Annotated in this window: 15 protein-coding genes and 12 pseudogenes; all 27 read right to left on the bottom strand. The window is 36.3% G+C overall.

Annotated elements, in window-relative coordinates; translation table 11 throughout:
• Positions 1-24: 24 nt before the first annotated feature.
• Positions 25-706: pseudogene (locus tag M44_RS22130) on the bottom strand (zinc metallopeptidase).
• 57 nt (positions 707-763) lie between these two features.
• The gene (gene ypjB / locus M44_RS09845; RefSeq protein ID WP_010173135.1) at positions 764-1,555 is read right to left on the bottom strand and encodes a sporulation protein YpjB; all 792 of its coding nucleotides are present in this window, start codon (positions 1,553-1,555) and stop codon (positions 764-766) included.
• Between the two features lie 63 nt (positions 1,556-1,618).
• Positions 1,619-2,245, bottom strand: a pseudogene (gene lhaT / locus M44_RS22125) (lipoprotein heptaprenylglyceryl N-acetyltransferase LhaT).
• Between the two features lie 40 nt (positions 2,246-2,285).
• Positions 2,286-3,057: pseudogene (locus tag M44_RS22120) on the bottom strand (c-type cytochrome).
• 45 nt (positions 3,058-3,102) lie between these two features.
• On the bottom strand, positions 3,103-3,777 hold the full coding sequence (qcrB, locus tag M44_RS09830; RefSeq protein ID WP_010173129.1) for a menaquinol-cytochrome c reductase cytochrome b subunit: 675 nt from the start codon (positions 3,775-3,777) through the stop codon (positions 3,103-3,105).
• A gap of 13 nt (positions 3,778-3,790) precedes the next feature.
• On the bottom strand, positions 3,791-4,300 hold the full coding sequence (locus tag M44_RS09825; protein ID WP_010173127.1) for a QcrA and Rieske domain-containing protein: 510 nt from the start codon (positions 4,298-4,300) through the stop codon (positions 3,791-3,793).
• Between the two features lie 132 nt (positions 4,301-4,432).
• Positions 4,433-4,957 carry a YpiF family protein gene (locus M44_RS09820; RefSeq protein WP_010173126.1) on the bottom strand — a complete coding sequence of 175 codons (525 nt, stop codon included), beginning with the start codon at positions 4,955-4,957 and terminating at the stop codon, positions 4,433-4,435.
• A 33-nt stretch (positions 4,958-4,990) separates the two neighbouring features.
• The gene (locus tag M44_RS09815) at positions 4,991-5,530 is read right to left on the bottom strand and encodes a ReoY family proteolytic degradation factor (RefSeq protein WP_010173124.1); all 540 of its coding nucleotides are present in this window, start codon (positions 5,528-5,530) and stop codon (positions 4,991-4,993) included.
• 28 nt (positions 5,531-5,558) lie between these two features.
• Complete coding sequence (locus M44_RS28180) at positions 5,559-6,332, bottom strand: tetratricopeptide repeat protein (protein WP_237705257.1); 774 nt, start codon at positions 6,330-6,332, stop codon at positions 5,559-5,561.
• Positions 6,250-6,816 (bottom strand): tetratricopeptide repeat protein, encoded by a 567-nt coding sequence (locus tag M44_RS28175; protein WP_237705256.1) that lies wholly within the window; start codon positions 6,814-6,816, stop codon positions 6,250-6,252. Before M44_RS28175 ends, M44_RS28180 begins: the two co-directional genes overlap by 83 nt.
• A gap of 29 nt (positions 6,817-6,845) precedes the next feature.
• Positions 6,846-7,739, bottom strand: coding sequence for a hypothetical protein (locus M44_RS09805; RefSeq protein ID WP_010173122.1), 894 nt, complete (start codon positions 7,737-7,739; stop codon positions 6,846-6,848).
• Positions 7,740-7,864: 125 nt separating this feature from the next.
• Complete coding sequence (gene aroA, locus M44_RS09800; protein WP_010173120.1) at positions 7,865-9,157, bottom strand: 3-phosphoshikimate 1-carboxyvinyltransferase; 1,293 nt, start codon at positions 9,155-9,157, stop codon at positions 7,865-7,867.
• An 11-nt stretch (positions 9,158-9,168) separates the two neighbouring features.
• Positions 9,169-10,268: pseudogene (locus tag M44_RS22110) on the bottom strand (prephenate dehydrogenase).
• Between the two features lie 13 nt (positions 10,269-10,281).
• Positions 10,282-11,369 (bottom strand): annotated as a pseudogene (hisC, locus tag M44_RS22105) (histidinol-phosphate transaminase).
• Between the two features lie 80 nt (positions 11,370-11,449).
• Positions 11,450-11,819 (bottom strand): annotated as a pseudogene (gene aroH, locus M44_RS09785) (chorismate mutase).
• Positions 11,816-12,905: pseudogene (aroB, locus tag M44_RS29935) on the bottom strand (3-dehydroquinate synthase). The pseudogenes aroH and aroB overlap by 4 nt, the downstream one beginning before the upstream one ends.
• Before the next feature lie 3 nt (positions 12,906-12,908).
• Positions 12,909-14,077 (bottom strand): annotated as a pseudogene (gene aroC, locus M44_RS22095) (chorismate synthase).
• A 130-nt stretch (positions 14,078-14,207) separates the two neighbouring features.
• Positions 14,208-14,983, bottom strand: a pseudogene (locus tag M44_RS22090) (CheR family methyltransferase).
• A gap of 105 nt (positions 14,984-15,088) precedes the next feature.
• Positions 15,089-15,553, bottom strand: a complete 465-nt coding sequence (locus M44_RS09765; protein WP_010173108.1) for a nucleoside 2-deoxyribosyltransferase — start codon at positions 15,551-15,553, stop codon at positions 15,089-15,091.
• 134 nt (positions 15,554-15,687) lie between these two features.
• Positions 15,688-16,133: pseudogene (gene ndk, locus M44_RS22085) on the bottom strand (nucleoside-diphosphate kinase).
• A 97-nt stretch (positions 16,134-16,230) separates the two neighbouring features.
• Entirely contained in the window at positions 16,231-17,193 is a 963-nt protein-coding gene (gene hepT / locus M44_RS09755; protein ID WP_010173107.1) for a heptaprenyl diphosphate synthase component II, read from the bottom strand.
• Positions 17,194-17,213: 20 nt separating this feature from the next.
• Positions 17,214-17,906 (bottom strand): annotated as a pseudogene (locus tag M44_RS22080) (demethylmenaquinone methyltransferase); the annotation flags it as partial.
• A gap of 17 nt (positions 17,907-17,923) precedes the next feature.
• Positions 17,924-18,403, bottom strand: coding sequence for a heptaprenyl diphosphate synthase component 1 (locus tag M44_RS28970; RefSeq protein WP_010173103.1), 480 nt, complete (start codon positions 18,401-18,403; stop codon positions 17,924-17,926).
• On the bottom strand, positions 18,351-18,704 hold the full coding sequence (locus M44_RS28965) for a heptaprenyl diphosphate synthase component 1 (RefSeq protein ID WP_010173101.1): 354 nt from the start codon (positions 18,702-18,704) through the stop codon (positions 18,351-18,353). Before M44_RS28965 ends, M44_RS28970 begins: the two co-directional genes overlap by 53 nt.
• A gap of 157 nt (positions 18,705-18,861) precedes the next feature.
• Positions 18,862-19,095 (bottom strand): trp RNA-binding attenuation protein MtrB, encoded by a 234-nt coding sequence (gene mtrB, locus M44_RS09740; protein WP_010173099.1) that lies wholly within the window; start codon positions 19,093-19,095, stop codon positions 18,862-18,864.
• Between the two features lie 156 nt (positions 19,096-19,251).
• A pseudogene (gene folE / locus M44_RS22070) lies at positions 19,252-19,816 on the bottom strand (GTP cyclohydrolase I FolE).
• Between the two features lie 335 nt (positions 19,817-20,151).
• The gene (locus M44_RS09730; protein ID WP_010173096.1) at positions 20,152-20,424 is read right to left on the bottom strand and encodes an HU family DNA-binding protein; all 273 of its coding nucleotides are present in this window, start codon (positions 20,422-20,424) and stop codon (positions 20,152-20,154) included.
• Positions 20,425-20,738: the final 314 nt, after the last annotated feature.

The following is a 20,738-nucleotide window of genomic DNA, read 5'->3' as shown; positions in this document are numbered from 1 at the left end:
GTGAGAGGCTTTATCATTTCACATTTACTCATCGCTATTCTGCATACCTACGAAGATTAAGGCTAAACGAAGTAATTCGATTACAGCGACCGCAGCAGCAGCTACATATGTCATGGCTGCAGCATTTAATTACTTTTTTTGCATGCCGTTCTTCTTCATTACGAATCAAGCCTAAACCAACAATTTCATTCATAGCACGAGACGATGCGTTAAACTCTACAGGTAATGTAACTAGTTGGAAAAGTACCCCTGCAGCTAACAAAGCAATACCTAGTAGTAACATACCTGATGCTTGTGCAAATAAACCAATCATAATAAAAATCCATGATGCATTGGAGCTAATATTTGCAACAGGTACTAGAGAATGTCTAAATCTAAGAAAAGCATAGCTTTCTTTATCTTGAATCGCATGACCCACTTCATGTGCGGCAACAGCAGCTCCTGCTACAGAATGTCCATGATAATTGTTTGAAGAAAGAGCTACGGTTTTAGTTAAAGGATTATAATGATCACTTAACATGCCACGACTTTCTACAATTTTAACGTCTTGAAGACCATTCGCATCTAAAATTCTTCTTGCAACCTCTCGGCCACTCATTCCTGCTGAAGTAGCCACTTTTGAATATTTGTTGTACGTGCTTTTCACTTTCATTTGGGCCCAGATTGGAATAATACTGATAATCAAAAAGTAGATAATGAATGACATTGTCGTCCTCCATAAAATAATTATTTATGTATAATTATATTGAATCGAGGCGTATTGTCAACTATTATGTCTCTTGCTAGGTCGTTTTTCATTTAGGTCTGCTTTATATTTTCTAAAACCTACATAGGAGAGTGTGCTTACAATGATACCACCCGTTGTAAGTATAACCCACCAAAGCGAAGGGTCTGCTTCATCTTCTTCTATATGCTGAAATAAGTAATCTAAATCTGATTCTAACGCTTGGAACTGATACATAGCTACTTCACTTTCAAGTATATCCGTACGGTAGTGGTTTATATATTCTATCTTTGCATCAAGACGCTGCACATCCTCAATGGCAACATCTAATGTAATACTCGGTTGAATCATACTGTAGGAAGAAATAAATTGGTTCATCATTAGATTATAGTGTGAGGTATTGCCTGCAATAGCCGCTTCCTTAACACTATTGTAATTTTCCATAATTTGATCTTGCATCTTTGTCCATAAAGGATCATATTCACTTAACAAAGCGTCCACCACTAATCGAAAAGTAGTGACTTTTTTAATTCGTTCACTACTAGGCAAGGAGCTGCTTGTAAGTGCTAATATGGCTTCATCATGTGAGACAGATACAATCCTGAGCTCGTCCATAGTTAAAGAGTATTCTCCTATTGACACACTCGTAAACTCTTCAGAAAAATGGTCTAATAACTGCAATGCATCTGAATAATTTCCCTGTTTAGTTAATAATAATGCTCGACTTGCCATTAAGTCTAACTCCGACAGGGTAGACTCTTTTGCTGAAACCAATGGTGTAAGATATATGCCGATCATAAGAATAAGAATAATAGGTATAACTTTCTTCATAAATGGTCCCCCTCATACTACTACTAAAATGTATGAATAGGTGGACAAGAGTAGACCAATATTCTAGAAAGAAGTCAGATCTTTTCTGTTCCTCTTATAACCAAAATAATAAAGAATAAATATGGAAAAATACTTAACCAGAAGGTAAAATAACCTATTTCTTTCGTATAGTAGTGAATGATCGTATAGACAGGATATTGTAGGAACACGTAATCAATAATGTCATTATGTATTGTCCATAAACCTGCAGCTATTATATGCCAAGGTTTTATTTTATAGTATGGAGCATATAGAATACCTTGAATTGCCATGGCAGCATGTGATGCCATCAACATATATCCTGCAGGGTTTAAGTACCCTGTTAAAAGTAATGTTAGCAAGTTCATAACTACTGCCCATACCCCGTATTTAAATAGAGTGACTATTGCTAAGGCTTCCATTAGGCCGTTCTGCTTTTTATATAAAAATCCAATCAGTACAAAACAAGAAAAATAGGCTAGCTGTTGGACTGTCCGGTACAAATGGTATAAAGTGAGGCTCCGTTTTTTCTAGCTGATACCCATACCAATAGTATCCGTAAATTGTTCCAAATACATTTACAATAAGGAGCCACCATAATACAATTTTATTTTGCAATAGGTGGAAAATAGATAACACCGATGATTCCCTCCCTTTTAATAAGATCTCCATCCTAAAAAAAGAGTCAGTTTTCACTGACTCTTTCTGTTTTTTACTTTTTAGACATTTCAGAGATAAAGGTAGAAAGCTTTTCAAGCTCTTCATCTGTACCTTTAAATAGGCCAGCAGGCATTCCTGGTGCTTTACCATTCACGGCAATGTCTGCAATCTCTTCAGGTGATAATTCGTTAGCCACAAGAGACGGCGCAGCCGCTCCTCCTGCTAAATTTTCACCATGACAGTTAATACATCCATTTTCTTGATAAATGGCATATCCTTCAGCAGATGTATCAATTTCTACTTCTTCAACAATCGCTCCTTGAGCTTTAGCTGCCTCCCCAATCATGGTGAGCAACTGATTCCCAAGTTAGGAAAATAACACCTGCAATTGAAAGTAACATAAATCCTGTCGCGAATGGACGCTTTAACGGGCGACGCTCCGTTCCACGGTCAATAAACGGTGCAAGTAATAATCCACCAAATACTAAACCAGGAATAATAAACGCTCCAATTACGTTATAAGGACCTGAAGCAAATTCATACTTCAGTAATTGATACAAGAATAAGAAATACCAGTCAGGTAAAGGTATATACCCTGTATCTGTTGGATCTGCGATACGCTCCAATGGAGACGGATGCGCAATGGTTAGGCAAAGATAGCCAATTAAGAAAACGGCACCTACCATCCATTCTTTCAACAAGAAGTTTGGCCAGAAAGCTTCCGTTTTCCCTGGAAATTCCGAATAGTCTTTCGGAATGTTTGGTTTACGTTCTACTGGTACACGTGAGTCACCAACAAACTTCATCCCTTTTCCACGATGCATAATGTCCCCTCCTTCATTAGGTACGATAGTGTACGTTCATTCTTTTTACAATGGTCCAGAAATACCTTGTTTACGAATCATAATGAAGTGAGCCCCCATTAGACCTAACAACGCAGCTGGTAAGAAGAATACGTGAATCGCGAAGAAACGAGTTAACGTTTGAGCTCCTACGATGTCTGGATCACCTGCAAGAAGAGTCTTCACTTGCTCACCAATAAATGGTGTAGCAGCTGCAATCTCTAATCCAACTTTTGTTGCAAATAAAGCTTTCATATCCCATGGTAAAAGATATCCTGTGAAACCTAATCCTAACATAACGAAGAAAATAAGGACTCCAACTACCCAGTTAAGTTCTCGGGGTTTTTTGTATGCTCCTTGGAAAAACACGCGAAGTGTATGTAGGAACATCATAACGATTACGAGACTTGCTCCCCAGTGGTGCATACCACGAACGATTTGTCCAAATGCAACTTCATTTTGTAGGTAATAAACAGATTGCCAAGCATTCTCAATATCTGGAACATAGTACATTGTTAAGAACATTCCAGAAAGAATTTGAATTACAGTTACGAAAAACGTTAGACCACCAAAGCAATATACGAATGCTGAGAAGTGGTGAGCTGGGTTAACGTGCTCTGGCACTTCATGGTCTGCGATATCTCGCCACAAAGGCGTAATATCTAAACGCTCATCGACCCAATCATACATTTTATTAAGCATTTTTTACGCCTCCTTATTTGACGAGATTGTTCGGTTGTGGTTTACCTAGTAATAGGTAACCATCTTCACTTACTTCAGTTGGATACACATCTAGTGGCCCAAGTGGTGGAGTACCCGGTACATTAGCACCATTCTTTTCGTATAACCCTAAATGGCATGGACAAAAGAATTGATTTGGGTGATCTTCATTATTCCAGTTGACCGTACAGCCTAAATGTTTACAAATTGGTGATAAAGCTATAACTTCACCTTTTTCATCTTTATAAACCCAAGCTGTTTGTGTTACTTCAGAAGTGTACCATGCATCTTTTTGTTCATACTTGAAGTCAACGCGAACTGGTTCTGCAGTAAGTTCGTCAACTTTTTGTGATGTTGGTTTGAAATCGCTTTCTCCAACGGATTTTAAAACCGGATCAACAGCGAAACGTACCATTGGCATTAGCATTCCTGCTGCCATAAACCCACCTACACCAGTTAGTGTGTAATTAAGGAATTGTCGTCTAGATACACGTTGTTTGCTCATACTTCTTCCCCCCTCTATCGTCAGCTCAGTCCTGCGGACAAATTTCGCACAATTTTATAAAACTAGGACATATCCATGATATATTAATCTAATAAAGAGGTCAATATTAACTACAGTATTTCAGTAGAATATTCAACTAGTTTGCCAATTTTTTATTAATTGTTTTAATAGAGCTTGAATTTGATCTTCGATTATAGACACTTTGTATTTTTCGTCCATATCTTCTAGTGGAATTGTAGGTAGCCAGAAGAATGAAGAATCACTGTTTTCTTCATACTCTTTCCACGAATGATCATTCGATAGGATGCAAATATGCTTAATTCCCTCCTGTTTTAGGGAACTTATCCAGTGTGATAGAAACGATTCTGATTGTTCCTTTTGGTTAGTCCAGTAGGAGAATCCAGGTAATAATAGAACTCTACCTTTAAATTGTTTTTCTAATTGGTCAGCAACTATTTGAATCAATTCACTTTTTGAAGCAAAGTCAGACGCCGATTCTGAAAGACTAAGAGGTAACAAAGGAATGATTACCGTGTCTATATATATTCTTTCTTGTTGAAATAACTTAATATCTTTACTCATCCATTTCATCTTTAACACTCCTTCTCCTACATAGTTTAGCATTATCACTCGAATATTTGAATCATCTAGTAGCATCAAAAAAATAAATAACCTCCCTATTTTGGGAGGTTATTTGAAATGCTTTAATTGTGCAGTTAGATTTTGGAAAGCATCCACATCATTTCGGTCTAATGCTTTATCAATTTCTTTTAACAGTCGTTCTCGTTGGAAAGTATGAATACTATTTTTTAGAAACTGTTCAGCTATGATTCTGTCTTTTTCCGTAATTTTTAATGATTTGGGTAAAAATGGATTTTCTTCAAGAACTGCAACATACTGATAAGAGCCTTTTGACCGTTTGAAATTTAATTGAATATAAATATCTTCTTCCCGATTTAGTCGAATGTCATGGAATGATTTTTCAGCATCCGTTGTCATTACATTTTCTTTATAGAATTTAAACGGTGCTTCATCTACACAATGAGTTGACATCACAAGCCCCCGTGGGCAAAATTGAGCTTCTTCTACAAAGTGAACATTTTTCATTAATTGATCATGACTCATTAAGTAGTTCAGAATCCATACACATTCTCTACGTTTTAACTGATAATGATTTAAAAACCAGCGGATAAAGTCCTTTTTCTCATTGACAGAAACAGGGGTGGCCATGTGCATTCCCTCCTCTGTAGATTATTTTTTATTCTTCTAAACTAACCAACATATCTTGCCACTCTTCGTTTGTTGGGTCTAACTCACGTAATCGCATTACAATAGGTATTGCTTCGGTTCTTTTGCCGTCTTCAATTAGAAAGTAAGCATACTCTTTTAAGAAATCTTGGTCTTCTTTAAAGTAAATATATGCACGGTGATATGCATTTAATGCCTCTTCATATTTTTCTATTCCATTATTCGCTTTTGCTTCATCCAATATAAATCTTGGATCTTCTATATCTTGGAACTGATGAAGAATTTCTAAGGCTCCGTTATAATCCTCTTGTGATAAGAGTAATCGGTTTAACACAAATGCTGCTTCAATAAATTCCGTGTCGACGGCTAATGCCTCTCGTAAATATTTTTCTGCATTTGAATCATCTTTTAATTTTAGTGCAATCTTACCTGTAAAGAATAATAGGTCCTTATTATAGCTATCCTGCTTACATCCTTTTATACCCGTTTCTAGTGCTTCCTCTAACCTTTCGTCCAATTCATAGGCTTGTCCTAGTAGTAAGTAAACAGAATAATATTCAGGATCCAATGACAATAAGTCCTCAAATTGCTGAATAGCCGTTTGATGCTGTCCAGCTTGAAGTGCAGTGAAACCGTAACCGAAAATTGTGTTTGCTTCGAATTGTTCTTTGACGGCCTTTCTGTAATGCGGTAAGGCTTCTTCAAACGCCCCAGAAGTACTTAAGGTTTCTGCTAGCCTTTGATGAATAGATACTCCTGCTATTTTTTCTTTCTTTTTTCTCATTTAGAATATAGTGATAAGTTTTAATCGCCTCTCGAAATTTTCCTTGTTCAAGGTAAAGCTCACCTAATGCGAAATCAATAATTACTTCATCTTTTGCCTTTTCTTTCGCTTCTAGTAGTTTTCTTTCACTTACTTCATAGAGTCCCTGCATTTGATAAAGATCTGCTTGTAATAATAGGCTTCTTGGGAAGTTAGGGTCTTGTTCATGGACTGTAGATAATAATTCAATCGCCTTTTCCTCTTGATCCATTTCTACTAAAATTTCTGCCTTCATGACTAGCAATTCACCTTCACCTGGATAAAGCACTAACAATTCATCAATTAAGATGGAGCTTTCTTCAACAAATCCTAAATCATAAAGATCTTCAGCTAAATCAAATTTGTCCTGATCGCTACCTTCCTTTTGAACACGTTTAAATAGTATTTTTGCTTTGTCTAACTCTCCGTTATGAAGAGTCTTAATCATTTCATTTCCTAAATTCATACGTTCTATTCCTTTCTATATCAACCTAGCTATACAAAAAAAGCAGGCGTTTTGATTGTAAGATGCTCTCCAAAATCTTCAATATAGGTGACTTCACCCAGATTAAACACTACTCGTTCACGATGAACGGTTAAAGAAAGACTAAGTTCATCATAATGAATTGCTCCGGGTTCATCAACAGATTTGAAAGGTGAGTACAAATAAAGGTTATAGCTTACTTCTCCACCAACCAAAAAATTTCCTCTTTTCGGGTATACTCCAATTTTTTTAAGGACTTGTATTGATAGTGGATAATTTTCACGGATAGACCACAATAAATGAGGAATTTTGTTGAAAATCATAACATTCTCCCAATATTGTATCCGTTTTCTACGTTCATCTTTATCTAAATTTGACAAATATTGTGGAACAAAACATATAGGATAACTAAATAGATGAGACTTAATCCAACCCCAGTGTGGTTTTACTAACTCTTCATCATGTTCAACATCCAATAGTATAAGAGAGATTTTCTCTTTACAACATTCCCTTATTATTTTCTCTGACAATCTTTTTGCTTCTATGCGAACACAAAATACTGTATCTATAGCTATTCCTTCTAGTAAAGAGAGATAATGTTGTATTTTTTCTTTTAATTCTCCTGAATAGTTAATGATTAGTGGAATGATTACGGTTGTTATTCCCTTTTTCAAGAATTGATTACAAACATATTCCTTTATTTTATTAGCTTGTCCCTCTACTAGTTGTCTGTCAAGCACCGTATGCGTGGGACTTAAATAAAAAGGGGCTGTTTCTACTCTGTAGTATGAATAATACGAAAAACGTTCTCGAATGGATTGGATTTTACCATTTTTCACGAGTAGGGATCCCTTATATTCTTTTTCATCAGTAAACCAAGTACTCTCTTCAAAGATATACGCCATGTTTCCCCCTCCTTTATCCTTACCTCTACCATATGTTTCGAAAAGGAGAAACATGTCGGTTACCCTATCATTTCAGACCTATATTTATACACCTTATGATGAAGAAAAACTGCCTAGAGGCAGTTTTAGTTGTTTTCTATTAATTTTTGTAAATGCTCAAAAAAAGTTGGATATGAAATGGCTACCGCTTCATCATTATGAAGTGTTATAGGAGAATTTGTAAGATACGATGCAACTCCGAGCATCATTCCAATACGGTGATCTCCTAAAGAACTTACCTCCGCCCCAATTAAATTGGACGAACCTTTTATCATCATCCCGTCATCTGTGCCTTCTATGCTTGCACCTAGTTTCTTTAAGCTATCCACAACAGCATCAATGCGATTTGTTTCTTTTACCTTTAGTTCACTCGCATCTTTAATGATCGTCTCTCCTTTACATTGAGTAGCAAGAAGAGCAATGATTGGGATTTCATCAATGAGTTTTGGAATTAGGTCTCCCCCAATTTCAATCCCCTGCAACTCACTGTACTCAACCGTAACAGTGCCGATAGGTTCAAACGTAGAATCATTCAATTCTACAACAATGTTGGCGCCCATTTTTTCCAGGACTTCAATAATTCCCGTTCTAGTCGGGTTTAACCCCACATTCTCAATGGTTACCTTACTACCAGGTACAATTGCTGCGGCCACTAAGAAGAAAGCAGCAGAAGAAATATCGCCTGGTACATATACATCTCTACCTGTAAAGGTTTGGTTACCATTAAGTCGGATGACTTGTCCTTCACTATGGATTTTACCACCAAAGTATTCAATCATTTTCTCTGTATGATTTCTACTTTTTTCAGGTTCAATGACCACTGTTTCTCCCTCTGCATGTAAGCCTGCTAATAGAATGGCAGATTTCACTTGCGCGCTTGCAACTGGGAGCTTATACGTAATTCCAGAGAGAGGATTACCTATGATGGAAAGAGGAGTATATTCTCCATTATTTCTTCCATGAATTATAGCTCCCATTTCTCTTAAAGGAGCCACTACACGTTTCATTGGCCTTCTACCTATTGACTGGTCTCCTTGAATAACGGTATAAAAAGGGAGTCCACTTAAAATCCCAAGCATCAGTCGTGCAGTTGTACCCGAATTTCCTACATCGAGCACTTCTATAGGCTCCTTTAATCCTTGAATTCCCTTACCGTTAATTGTTACAAGATCCTCATCAATGGTAATATCAACTCCTAATTTCTTAAAGCACTCCATTGTACTTAAACAATCTTCACCCATTAAGAAATTTTGCACCGTCGTTGTCCCGTCTGCTAAAGCTCCAAACATAATACTTCGATGGGAGATTGATTTATCACCTGGTACTTCTATTGTTCCACTTAATGGTTGATTATTGGTTCTATGTAGTATACGTGTCATTCTATTACTCCTTACGCTATATAAGTATCGTAATTCGTCTGTTCGTTGATACAACGAGAAGCTTGAAGTCGGTCCTTATCATTTTGAAAGCTAACTACAAGAACTCCAAAAACATCTTCTCTTGTTTCTATGATCCTAATATTCGTTATACTAATCTTTTCTTCTGCTAAATAACCAGTTACCTCTGAAATAACACCAGGGTAATCAGGGACGGTTATATATAAATCATAAAATGCAGGAATGGCTCCTTTTTCACGTTGAGGAATAGAGTCTCTATATTCCCTCGCATCGTCAAAGAAAGAATAAAGTCCTTCTGCATCAGAATGAAACAACATTTTCTTCACATTGTGCAAGGATTGTTCCCAAGTTGTAAGGTGTTGAATTATGATCTCTGAATTTTCCAGTAGTATATCTCTCCACATAGTAGGGTTAGAAGATGCAATCCTGGTAGTGTCTTTAAAACCACCCGCTGCAAGATGTTCGATATGTGCATAGAGACTGCTTGCATCCTTTGCCTGGTGGACTAAAAGGGCTGCTACTATATGAGGAGTATGACTAATCACACTAGTCACTTCATCATGCTCTTTTGCTGTGACAAATAAGAATTTTGATCGTGTACCTTTTAACCATTCCAGTAATATTTTTGCTTTTTCAGAAGTTTGTTCCGCGATTAAAAGATAATAAGCATTCTCAAAAATTAATTCATTGGAAGCTAGAACTCCACTCTTATGAGAACCTGCCATCGGATGACCTCCGATGAATTCCACAGTAGTTTACAAAAAAAACACTAGCCGACTCCATTAATTTTTTCTTTTGTACTACCTGTATCTGTAATAATAACATTTGGTTTTAAAGAAAATGAAGACAACTCTTGTATCACTTTTTTAGTCGCGACTACTGGTACAGAGATGACAATTAAATCCGCTAGTTCTGCACTTATTTGTAGATTATCGGATCGACTATCAATAATTCCCGTTGATTCAGCTAGAATCATGTTTTTTTGGTCTACATCAAACCCTATGATTCTACTGGAAGGATGTTCTTTTTTTATGGCTTTTGCAAGAGACCCCCCAATTAATCCGAGTCCAATGATTAATACGGTACCATCCATCCCTTTTCTCTCCTTACTTCAAAATAACCTCTAACGCACTCATGAGCCCTTTATTTTGTTCTTCTGTCCCAATCGTAATTCTAACCCAGCCTGGGTACCCTAATGCATTACCGGAGCGTACGATATAGCCATATGTGAGTAAACGGTCAAATAAATCGTCACTATCTAATTTTGTTTTGATCAAAATGAAATTTCCTTCTGTTTCAAAATAATCTAACTGATGGGTTTGACAGAATTGGTAATACTCTTTTTTCCGTCCTCATTCATCTGTTGGCATCTCTGAACAAACTCATCATCTGAAATAGCTACTGTGGCAACAGCTTGAGCAAATGAGTTCGTATTAAAAGGCTCTCTAATGGCTTCAATTTTAGTAACAATGTCAGGACAACCTATCCCGTATCCAATCCTAAACGCTGCTAACCCATGAATCTTAGAGAATGTACGGGTTATGAATATATTTTTGTATCGTTTTAACAGGTCTATCGCATCGTAATAATCTGGAGCGGTCACATATTCATAGTACGCTTCGTCAATGACAACTAACACTGAAGGGTCAATACGGTCTAAGAATAGAATAAGCTCCTGCTCCGTAATATAACGACCTGATGGATTATTTGGACTACATAACCAAACTACACTTGTATTTTCATCAATTTGATTTAGCATTTCTGTTAAATCATGTTTTCCATTTTGTAATGGAACTTCTCGAACTTCAGCACCTTCAATAATCGCATTATGACGATATTGCGGGAACGTTGGAGTTGCCATTACAGTGTTCACTTCTTTAGATAGTAAGGCTCTTGAAATCATTTGGATGATTTCATCTGAACCATTACCAAAAAGAAGTTGTGTTGGCTCTACCCCTATTTTTTTGGAGACTATCTTTCTTAATGCTGTACTGTAACCATCAGGGTATACATTCGCTTTTATTCCATTTTGAGATAAGAACTCTGTTACTTTTGGAGATGAGCCAACGGGGTTTTCATTTGATGCTAGTTTTACAATATGGTATAAACCAAGTTCCTTTTTAACTTCGTCCACACTCTTACCAGGTTTATATGGAGTTAATGGAGCTAATTGAGATTTCCATTTTAATGACATGACTACCACTCACTTTCACACTCTAATTAATTAGCATACTAAAGTACAATCATTTTACCATACGTTTAATGAAAAATATACTATGATGTCTCTGTCATATCAGACCGTAAGTGAGTAGCCCCTTCTAAATAAACATGCTTGATTTCCATTTGACCTCTTTGTGTGTTAACGTGAACCATCATTCTAATACAACGTTCTAAACTGTTTGGTACGTCCATTTCTTTCATACACATAACCGGAACATAAGAAAAACCATTCAATTCTCTTAACGCTTTTGCTGGGAATGCTGATGAGATATCTGGCGTAGTAGAGATAAACACAGACGCAATGTCTTCTGCAAGTATATGTATTTTTTTTCAGTATGGTTTCAAAAAGAATTTTCGTCTTATCCATAATTTCCTCAGGATTATCCTGACCAACAGTTGTCGCTCCTCTTACACCTCTTATCATTCTTCCCCTCCTCTACACAAATCTGTTAACCAATTGAATGCTTCTGATAAGTTTGATTTTGAAAGTTTTAATAGAACAGGTTCTCCTATTTGTTTTAATAGGACAAACGTAATTTCTCCATTAATTGTCTTCTTATCTCCTAACATATGATGATACAATGCATCAAATTCTAAATTGGGGATTTCAAACGAATAGCCTAGTTTTTTCATCCATTGAAACAGTTCATCTAAATCAAATGAAAGATTCAAGTGTTTTTTACTAAGGTATAAAGCGAATAAAATACCCGTTACTACAGCTTCACCGTGTCTTATCTTGCCGTATCCTACTTCCTTTTCAAGACTATGTCCAAATGTATGGCCAAAATTAAGGAACGCTCTAACACTTGTTTCTCTTTCATCTTTTGTAACGATTCGATTTTTTACATGTATCCCTTTTTTTATTAAATTCTTTCATTTTAGAAGATTGCAGATCAGAAATGGAACGGCATTCATCTTTTAGTTCTTCATAAAAATGATGTTCATCAAGCATGCTATGTTTAATGACTTCACCAAAACCAGATAACCATTCTTCCTCTGGTAACGTCTTTAAAAAGTTTAAGTCATAAACCACCGCTACTGGTTGATGGAATTGTCCAATCATATTTTTTCCAAGCTTATGGTTAATAGCTACTTTTCCGCCAACTGCACTATCGTGAGCTAGTAACGTTGTAGGAACTTGTATAAATGGGATCCCTCGCATATAGGTAGAAGCGACAAATCCAGCGAGGTCTCCAACAGCTCCTCCACCAAAAGCAATCACTAATGATTTACGGTCTAATCTTTTTTCTAAAGCAAAGGTTAAGACTTCTTCATAAACAGAAAATGTTTTGCAACCTTCTCCATTAGGCACAACATAGACATGATTTTCTTTTGGCAAAACGTTCAACAACGTAGGAAGATGAAGTCCTTGAACCGTTTCATCTACAATAACAAGGATCGATGAAATGGTTCCAAGTAATTCAATTTGCTCAGGTAATGTTGACAAGATATCAAACCCTACCCAAACTGGATATTGTTTTGAGGAAGTTTGAATCTCTATTTTAGACATCGTTTAAAACTCCTTTACTTTTTCACGATACTTGGCTACCGCATCAACAAATTCTTGAAATTGATCATGTGAAAATTGCTCTAGCATTTCTTTCGCTAGTTCAAAGGCCACAACATTTTCAGCTACCACACTAGCTGCAGGAACTGCACAGCTGTCACTTCGTTCGATGCTCGCAGTAAACGCTTCTTTTGTATCTATATCCACTGATTTTAAAGGTTTATATAGAGTAGGAATTGGTTTCATGACCCCTTTCACAATAATTGGTTGCCCTGTTGTCATGCCACCTTCAAATCCTCCCAAACGATTTGTTCGTCTAGAATAACCCGTATGCTGATCCCAAATGATCTCATCATGTACCTCACTACCAGGCTTCCTTGCCATCTCAAATCCGAGCCCAAATTCAACACCTTTAAAAGCATTAATACTCATGACAGCTGCTGCAATTTTCGCATCTAATTTTCTGTCGTAGTGCACATAACTTCCAACTCCAGGTGGCATACCTTCGACCACTACTTCGACTACCCCCCCTATGGAATCTCCATTTTTTTTGCTCTCATCAATTAAATCCATCATCTTCTGTTCAGCAATAGGATCTAAGCTTCTGACAGGTGAAGCCTCTGTAATCGTTCTAAGTTCCTCTATAGAAGAATACGATTTTTCTTCAGCTACGATTCCTCCAATTTCCCTTACGTATCCTGCCACTTCAACCCCAACTTCAGATAATAATTTTTCGCTACAGCTCCCACTGCTACTCTTATCGTAGTTTCTCTAGCAGAAGAACGTTCTAAAATATTTCTTAGATCTCTATGACCATATTTAATTCCACCATTTAAATCTGCATGTCCTGGTCTAGGTCTAGTAATCACTCTCTTAATTTCCTCGTCATTTCCTTCATAGGGCTCAATACCCATAATTTTAGTCCAATGTTTCCAATCATTATTTTCTACTACTAACGCAACCGGTGAGCCAAGTGTGTAGCCGTGCCTAATACCACCTAGGATGGCTACTGTGTCTTTTTCTATTTGCATACGCCTTCCGCGCCCATGACCTTTTTGTCTTCTTTGAAGTTCAACATTAATATCGTCCGCTATTAATGGCATACCCGCAGGTAACCCTTCAATAATAGCTGTTAGTTGAGGCCCATGAGACTCTCCTGATGTTAAATACCTCATTTCACTTTCCCCCTTCAACTCGTTAAAGAATTTATGTATCAATATACCATAATATTATCATCTGTACAGACTAAAACAAAAAAAAAAGACATGAAAAATTAGAATTTCTAAATTTTCCATGCTTGATTTGTTATATTTTTCTATAAAAAAAGGTGTCAGCCGTTTCAAAAGAATATTTAGACGGATTAAATATTTGTTCTGTAGAACCTACAAACAAGACGCCTCCTGTTTTAAGGCTACGACTAAATTTTTGATAAAGAGCATCCTTCGCTTCTTCTGTAAAGTAAATCATAACATTTCGACAGACAATTAAATCAAAATCTTGTTCAAAAGGATCAGCTAACAAATTTTGTTTTTTGAAAGTAACCGTCCGTTTAATTTCATCCTTTACTGAATAAAAGCCACCTTCTTGAGTAAAGAATCTTGTTTTACTATCCATCGGGACTTCATTTAGGGACCTCTCAGGATAAACAGCTCGTTTAGCTTTTTGTATAGCATTATCATCTAAATCGGTAGCTAATACGGAGATCTGATGAATAGGTAAAAAGTTAGATAGAACCATAGCAATCGTATAAGGCTCTTCTCCTGTTGAGCAAGCAGCACTCCACACCTTAAGTTTTCTATTAGAATCTAACAGCTCGGGAATGATCTTCGTTTGAAGGACCTCCCATCTTCGAAAATTACGATAAAACTCGGACACGTTGATTGTCATTCTATCTAAGAATTCATTCAATGTTTGGGAGTCACGGTCAAGAGCTTGAAAAAATTCCATAAAGCTGTTGTACCCTTTTTTCTCGTAAAGTGATGTAAGTCGTCGTTTCATTTGAGCTTCTTTGTACTGTCCTAAATCAATTCCTAGTTTTTTTATTAAATTTTTCCGATGAAATTTTCGTAGTCATTAAGCATGATATACAGTTTCCTTCCCTAAGTAAATAAGCTCTGTATACTATATATCGGCAAATAGAATAAGTATTATAGTACTTTTCACTTAGGATCTTGATAGAATCTTTTCTAGATTATAAGTCCTTCATATCGTGAAGGCGGCATACGAAAAAAGTCATAGGTAGCTACGTCTTCTACATTGGTTAAATAGGCATGGAGACTTTCTGCTAACATGAGGTTTATGGCAGCGTCTTTTTCTTTTATCAATAGTATTGGTTTTTGCATCGCATAAGCATAGCCAATTTCAAATGCCGTTCCACTATCTACACTCATATCCTCAAAATCATGTATGGCTACAACTACATCTGCTCTTCTAAGGAAGCGAAGATCATTTTGAAAAACCACTTTTCTCCAGATATCTGTACCAAAGGTCAAGTGTTCAAATTGATGATATCTTGCTGAAAAGAAATCTGCCACATAAGGATTTTCAAGTAATGCCTGTTCGAGCCTTGATACTCGGTCAATTTGTTCTTCATCAAAAAATGGACTTGCAATAAAAACACGGACGCTTTTTTCATACGAAATGTTTTCCATTCAACTCCCACCTTGTCAATACTTTTATCCTTTATCATATTAAGGTCGGAAGAAAGGTATGAATGTCTTTACATATAAAAGACTAACTAAACAAGAAAAAAACTGACTAGAAGTTATTCTAGTCAGTTAAACGATTAATAGATCCATTCATTTGTCACTTTGCTGTATTCGTTTAAATTACCTTCTTCTAAGAATAAACCAATTTCTCTTTTTGCGCTGTCCGGAGAATCAGATCCGTGAATAATATTTTTCCCCATTGAAATACCAAAATCTCCACGAATTGTTCCAGGTGCTGCCTCTTGAGGATTGGTTTTCCCCATCATTGTGCGTGCTGTAGCAATGACGTTCTCTCCTTGCCAAACCATAGCAAAACCGGACCAGAAGTAATGAATTCTACTAATTCACCGAAAAATGGTCTTTCTTTATGCTCTGCATAATGTTCTTCAGCTAATTCAGATGAAATGGTCATCAACTTGGCCCCAACAAGCTGAAAGCCTTTTTTCTCAAAACGAGAAACGATATCGCCAACATACCCTCTTTGTACACCGTCCGGTTTAACCATTAAAAAAGTCTGTTCCATTTTCTCCACCCTTTGTTATGTATGTAGGATATTATTCTACCCAAAGAAAATGGTAACACTCTTTTATTATTTTGACAACGTTTTCATTCATAATTTTCTAATATTTTCTTTTTCCTAAATAGGTTGCAATATCCCTTAAGGTAGACTTCGCTTTGTTTTTAGGAAGGTGCCTTAATTCTTGAATGGCTTTCTTAAGGTACTGTTGACTTACCTGGTGAGATCGTTCAATGGCATCAGAATTTTTGACATTGACAATAATTGTTTGTAATTCATCTGATGAAATGTTTTCATGTACCAACGTAATTTGTTGTCTTAAAGTAGGGTCTTCCATCGCAAATAATACAGGAAGCGTAATGTTTCCTTGAAGTAAATCTCCACCTGCTGGTTTTCCTAGCTCATCTGCCGTAGCGGTAAAATCTAAAATATCATCAATAATTTGAAAAGACATACCAACATAATAACCAAACCTGTATAACCGTTCATGGACTTCCCGAGGAGCTCCAGACACAATGGCTCCTAACTGGCAGCTAACGGCAATTAACAATGCAGTCTTGCGTTTAATTCTTCTCAAATAATCTCTTAAACTCTGCTCAAATAAGTATTTGTCTTTTATTTGCGCTATTTCTCCCTTGCATACTTCTACAATTGCATCAGAAAGTATTTTATGTGCCTCTGGATTTGGAATGTTTAACATGTAGTCAAGCGATCTAGCAAAAATATAATCCCCGGTATACATAGCGACTTTATTGTCCCATTGTGATTTAACAGTTGGAATTCCTCGTCTTATTTCTGCATCATCAATTACATCGTCCAGAACTAGTGAAGCCATGTGAATAAGTTCTAAGGACACAGCAACATTCTTCACTACATCAATATTATATTCGCCAAATTTCCCTCCAAGAAGGACAAAAACCGGGCGTATTCTCTTCCCACCAGCTTGAAGTAAATGCAAGGATGCCTCATTTAACGTTTGTGAGGATGAAGAAATAGCCTGTTGTAATTCTTCCTCAATTATGTTGATATCTTGATGGAGGAAGGAATAATATTGTGCTAACTTCATGTCAAACCACCTAGCTTTACCTATTTTTTGTATCCAATATGTACTGCCGCAGCCCCGCCGCTGTAGGATTTATAATAAACATCTTTAAAATCAGCCTTTTTAAATAGACCCGCTAATTCTTTCATTCCAGGAAAATCTCTGGCAGATTCCTGTAACCAAGAATATTCAGAAAAACTTTTCGCGAATATCTTCCCAAAAAACGGCATGATATAACGGAAGTAGAAGTAGAATGCTTGTCGATAGCCAGGAAGTGTTGGTTGGGAAGTTTCTAAACAAACGGCCATACCTCCAGGCTTTAGTACTCTATTCATTTCTTTTAGAACTTGTAAATAGTCTGGTACATTACGCAGGCCAAACCCAATGGTTACATAATCAAATGTGTTATCTTCAAAAGGTAATTCCATAGCATTTCCATGAATGAGTGTTACTTGTTTCATATCAGATGCTTCCACTTTTTGTTTTCCTACACTTAGCATATTTTGACTAAAGTCTAAACCAACAGCTTCGCCTGTTTCACCTACTGCATCTCCGAGAGCAAGTGTCCAATCAGCGGTTCCACAGCAAACATCTAACGTTTTAGCACCTTTTGGTACCTTCATTTTGTTCATTGTATCTTTCCGCCACTTTTTATGTAATTGAAAGCTAATAATACCGTTCATCTTATCATAATCAGTAGATATTGATTCGAAAACACCATGTACTTTTTGTTTCTTTTGATTGTTTTGTCATATTATCCTTCCTCTGCTAGTGTTTTCAAAGGTAAGGTTGGCTCATGAATGATTGTGAGAATTCGATCCTTTAAGATAGTAGAAAATTTCGGATCCAAATTTATCTGCCTAACAATCACTGATCTTAATTCCATTATTTTATCCATAACCATATTCATAACCAAACGCTTACTATCAGTCCCTTTATCCTCCGAGCTTTTTAATAGTGCTCTAAATAGGACAGATTCTTCACCTTTATGGAAAAGCTCTTGTTCTTTCATGAGTCTTTTAAAGAACAGTACATTTTCTAAAACTGGATGAAAAGGATGGTGATTATAAAACTCAAACACTCTTTTAATTAATGCCGTCTCTAGTTTAATAAGTGATTGAAAGATGTCGTGATAATCTGTTCCTTTTTTATAAAGTGATATCTTTACCTCATTGATTTCCTTAATACCAGAAGCTAGGTACTTTACAAGGTTTAAATTTTCTTTCCTTAGCAAGAATCTGATAGTACAAACCACTAAAATAAATACCCGCAAGAACTGTTAATTGTTGTTCTTTAAATTGTTCACTGTTTTGATTACGAATACTTTCATGGGTTTCAAGAGCAACTTCAATCAACAATGTGGTTGAAATGGCTTTAATTTGTTCCTCTGATATATGAAAAGGGAATGGAAGTGTTAAAAAATACACTTTATCTTCATCAAGTTCTGGAGAATCCAAGTACTGTTGCAAATAGGAATGCGCTAGCTTTTCATTTGTGTAGGTTTTTATTTTTTCAATGATTGCTGTAACTTCCATACCTTGAATCCCCATTTCTTTTTATGTAGAACTATATTCGTCTTCTTTAAAAGCAACACTTATTATATCATACTACTACAGAAAATTTCTAATAGTACTGCTTCTTTAAGATGTTTCTATACACCTTGATGATATAAATAAAGCTGATTACTTCTAATCAGCTTGATGAGTGTTTTGAATCGCTTTGAACTTCTCCGAAGCTTGTTAAAATTTGAGCTTTTCCTCTAACTTTAATGGCGGAGGTATGCTCTGTAAACTGAGCAATCATCACTTCTCCACGATCTAATTTTTCCGAATGATGAAACCTCGTATCTGTACCCCTAGTAAGACCTATAACATTCACGCTATCCTCTTCTGCTTTTATTACAACAAAATCGTTGGTTGGTTTCATCTTAAAGATCACTCCTTCTTAGCATATACACTAGAAATGGCTCCGCTTTCTTAGAATTCATCCTACTATTTCAACTTCACCTAGATAAAAATAGTGTAAAGAGAAGGATTATGCTTTTCAACATTCCATCTCTTCATTTTATCATTTCAGATGTTTTTAGTTTTTAATTAGTGCAAAAATCTCTGCCCTTTTGGTTGGATCGTCAGCAAAACACCTCTTACAGCGGTGGTTATTGTAGAGGCACCAGGTTTTTTACACCTCTCATAGTCATACACATATGCTCAGCCTCTACCATTACCATTGCACCATGAGGTAGGAGTTTTTCCATAATAGAATCAGCTACCGTTGCAGTGATTCTCTCTTGAAGTTGAGGACGTTTTGCGATCACTTCAACCGCTCTGGCTAACTTACTTAATCCAGTAACACGACCATCCTTTGGTATATAAGCTACATGCGCTTTTCCAAAAAAAGGGACAAGGTGATGTTCACACATAGAATAAAAAGGGATATCCTTTACTAAAACTAATTCTTCATGTTCTTCAGAAAAAACGGTTTCAAAATGCTCTTTAGGATCTTCGTTTAATCCTGAAAAAACTTCTTCATACATTTTAGCTACGCGTTTTGGTGTATCTACTAATCCTTCTCTATTAGGATCTTCCCCAACTGCTTCAATGATTAATCGAACTGCCTGTTCAATTTGTTCACGATTTACTTCTTTCACTTTCTCCACTCCTACCTTGCTGTAGACAAACTACCTTTTATATCATCTAGTAAGTAGGTAAAAAAAATTACCCTTACGCATCGTTAGCTTATGTGAGGGAAACTTACTAGAATTCATGTATCGGTCTTCCACATATCTTCTATATTTTAGCAAACTCAATCTCACTTGATCGTTGATAAAGACTATTGATAATAATAGCATACTCTCAAGAAGGATGGAAACAGGAATTAAGTAGTAGGAAGAAGCTTTTCATTTTGTCTACACGTTTCATAGATTATACAAAAAAACCACACATTCAACATGTGTGGTTCTCATCCTCAATACTATATGTAGGATTATTTTACAGCGTCTTTAAGAGCTTTCCCTGGTTTAAATGCAGGTACTTTGCTTGCTGCGATTTCGATTTCTTCACCAGTCTGTGGGTTACGCCCTTTACGAGCAGAACGCTCACGTACCTCGAAGTTACCAAATCCGATAAGTTGTACTTTATCACCGTTCGCTAGAGCGTTTTGAATTGATTCAAATACGGCATCAACAGCTTTAGTCGCATCTTTCTTAGAAAGTTCTGTTGCTTCTGCTACTGCGTTAATAAGTTCTGTCTTGTTCATGCCATTCACCTCCTCCCAAAAGGGAATTATTCAATAACCATCAGTTGTTGTTACCACTGTAAACAAAATATGATTATTATATACATGGTTATGTAAGAATCCTAATAAAAACCTGTCGAATCAAGGTTCATCAGTAATTCTGTTAAAAGATTATCACATAAAAATTAGGTTCGCAAGAATATTTATAGAATTTATGGGAATCTTTGCATATAATCTAGCTTTTTGGGGGAAAAATTAAGAATTCCTTAACATTTTTTCATAAAAATAATCCTTTTCTCTTTTGTTCTACGAGTTCCACTCCCTCTGTTTTTCCA

The organism is Bacillus coahuilensis m4-4, from assembly GCF_000171615.1.
GTDB lineage: Bacteria > Bacillota > Bacilli > Bacillales > Bacillaceae_K > Bacillus_T > Bacillus_T coahuilensis.
This window is presented reverse-complemented; position numbering and strand designations above follow the sequence as displayed.

Excerpts from the sequence above, each read along its gene's own strand:
- M44_RS28180 (WP_237705257.1), bottom strand. The coding sequence starts at position 6,332 with ATGAGAAAAAAGAAAGAAAAAATAGCAGGAGTATCTATTCATCAAAGG.
- mtrB (WP_010173099.1), bottom strand. The coding sequence starts at position 19,095 with ATGAAACCAACCAACGATTTTGTTGTAATAAAAGCAGAAGAGGATAGC.
- M44_RS09730 (WP_010173096.1), bottom strand. The coding sequence starts at position 20,424 with ATGAACAAGACAGAACTTATTAACGCAGTAGCAGAAGCAACAGAACTT.
- M44_RS09765 (WP_010173108.1), bottom strand. The coding sequence starts at position 15,553 with ATGGAAAACATTTCGTATGAAAAAAGCGTCCGTGTTTTTATTGCAAGT.
- M44_RS28965 (WP_010173101.1), bottom strand. The coding sequence starts at position 18,704 with ATGGAAGTTACAGCAATCATTGAAAAAATAAAAACCTACACAAATGAA.
- M44_RS09805 (WP_010173122.1), bottom strand. The coding sequence starts at position 7,739 with ATGGCGTATATCTTTGAAGAGAGTACTTGGTTTACTGATGAAAAAGAA.
- M44_RS09815 (WP_010173124.1), bottom strand. The coding sequence starts at position 5,530 with ATGGCCACCCCTGTTTCTGTCAATGAGAAAAAGGACTTTATCCGCTGG.
- M44_RS28175 (WP_237705256.1), bottom strand. The coding sequence starts at position 6,816 with ATGAATTTAGGAAATGAAATGATTAAGACTCTTCATAACGGAGAGTTA.
- M44_RS09820 (WP_010173126.1), bottom strand. The coding sequence starts at position 4,957 with ATGCTACTAGATGATTCAAATATTCGAGTGATAATGCTAAACTATGTA.
- ypjB (WP_010173135.1), bottom strand. The coding sequence starts at position 1,555 with ATGAAGAAAGTTATACCTATTATTCTTATTCTTATGATCGGCATATAT.
- M44_RS09825 (WP_010173127.1), bottom strand. The coding sequence starts at position 4,300 with ATGAGCAAACAACGTGTATCTAGACGACAATTCCTTAATTACACACTA.
- hepT (WP_010173107.1), bottom strand. The coding sequence starts at position 17,193 with ATGAAGTTAGCACAATATTATTCCTTCCTCCATCAAGATATCAACATA.
- aroA (WP_010173120.1), bottom strand. The coding sequence starts at position 9,157 with ATGACACGTATACTACATAGAACCAATAATCAACCATTAAGTGGAACA.
- qcrB (WP_010173129.1), bottom strand. The coding sequence starts at position 3,777 with ATGCTTAATAAAATGTATGATTGGGTCGATGAGCGTTTAGATATTACG.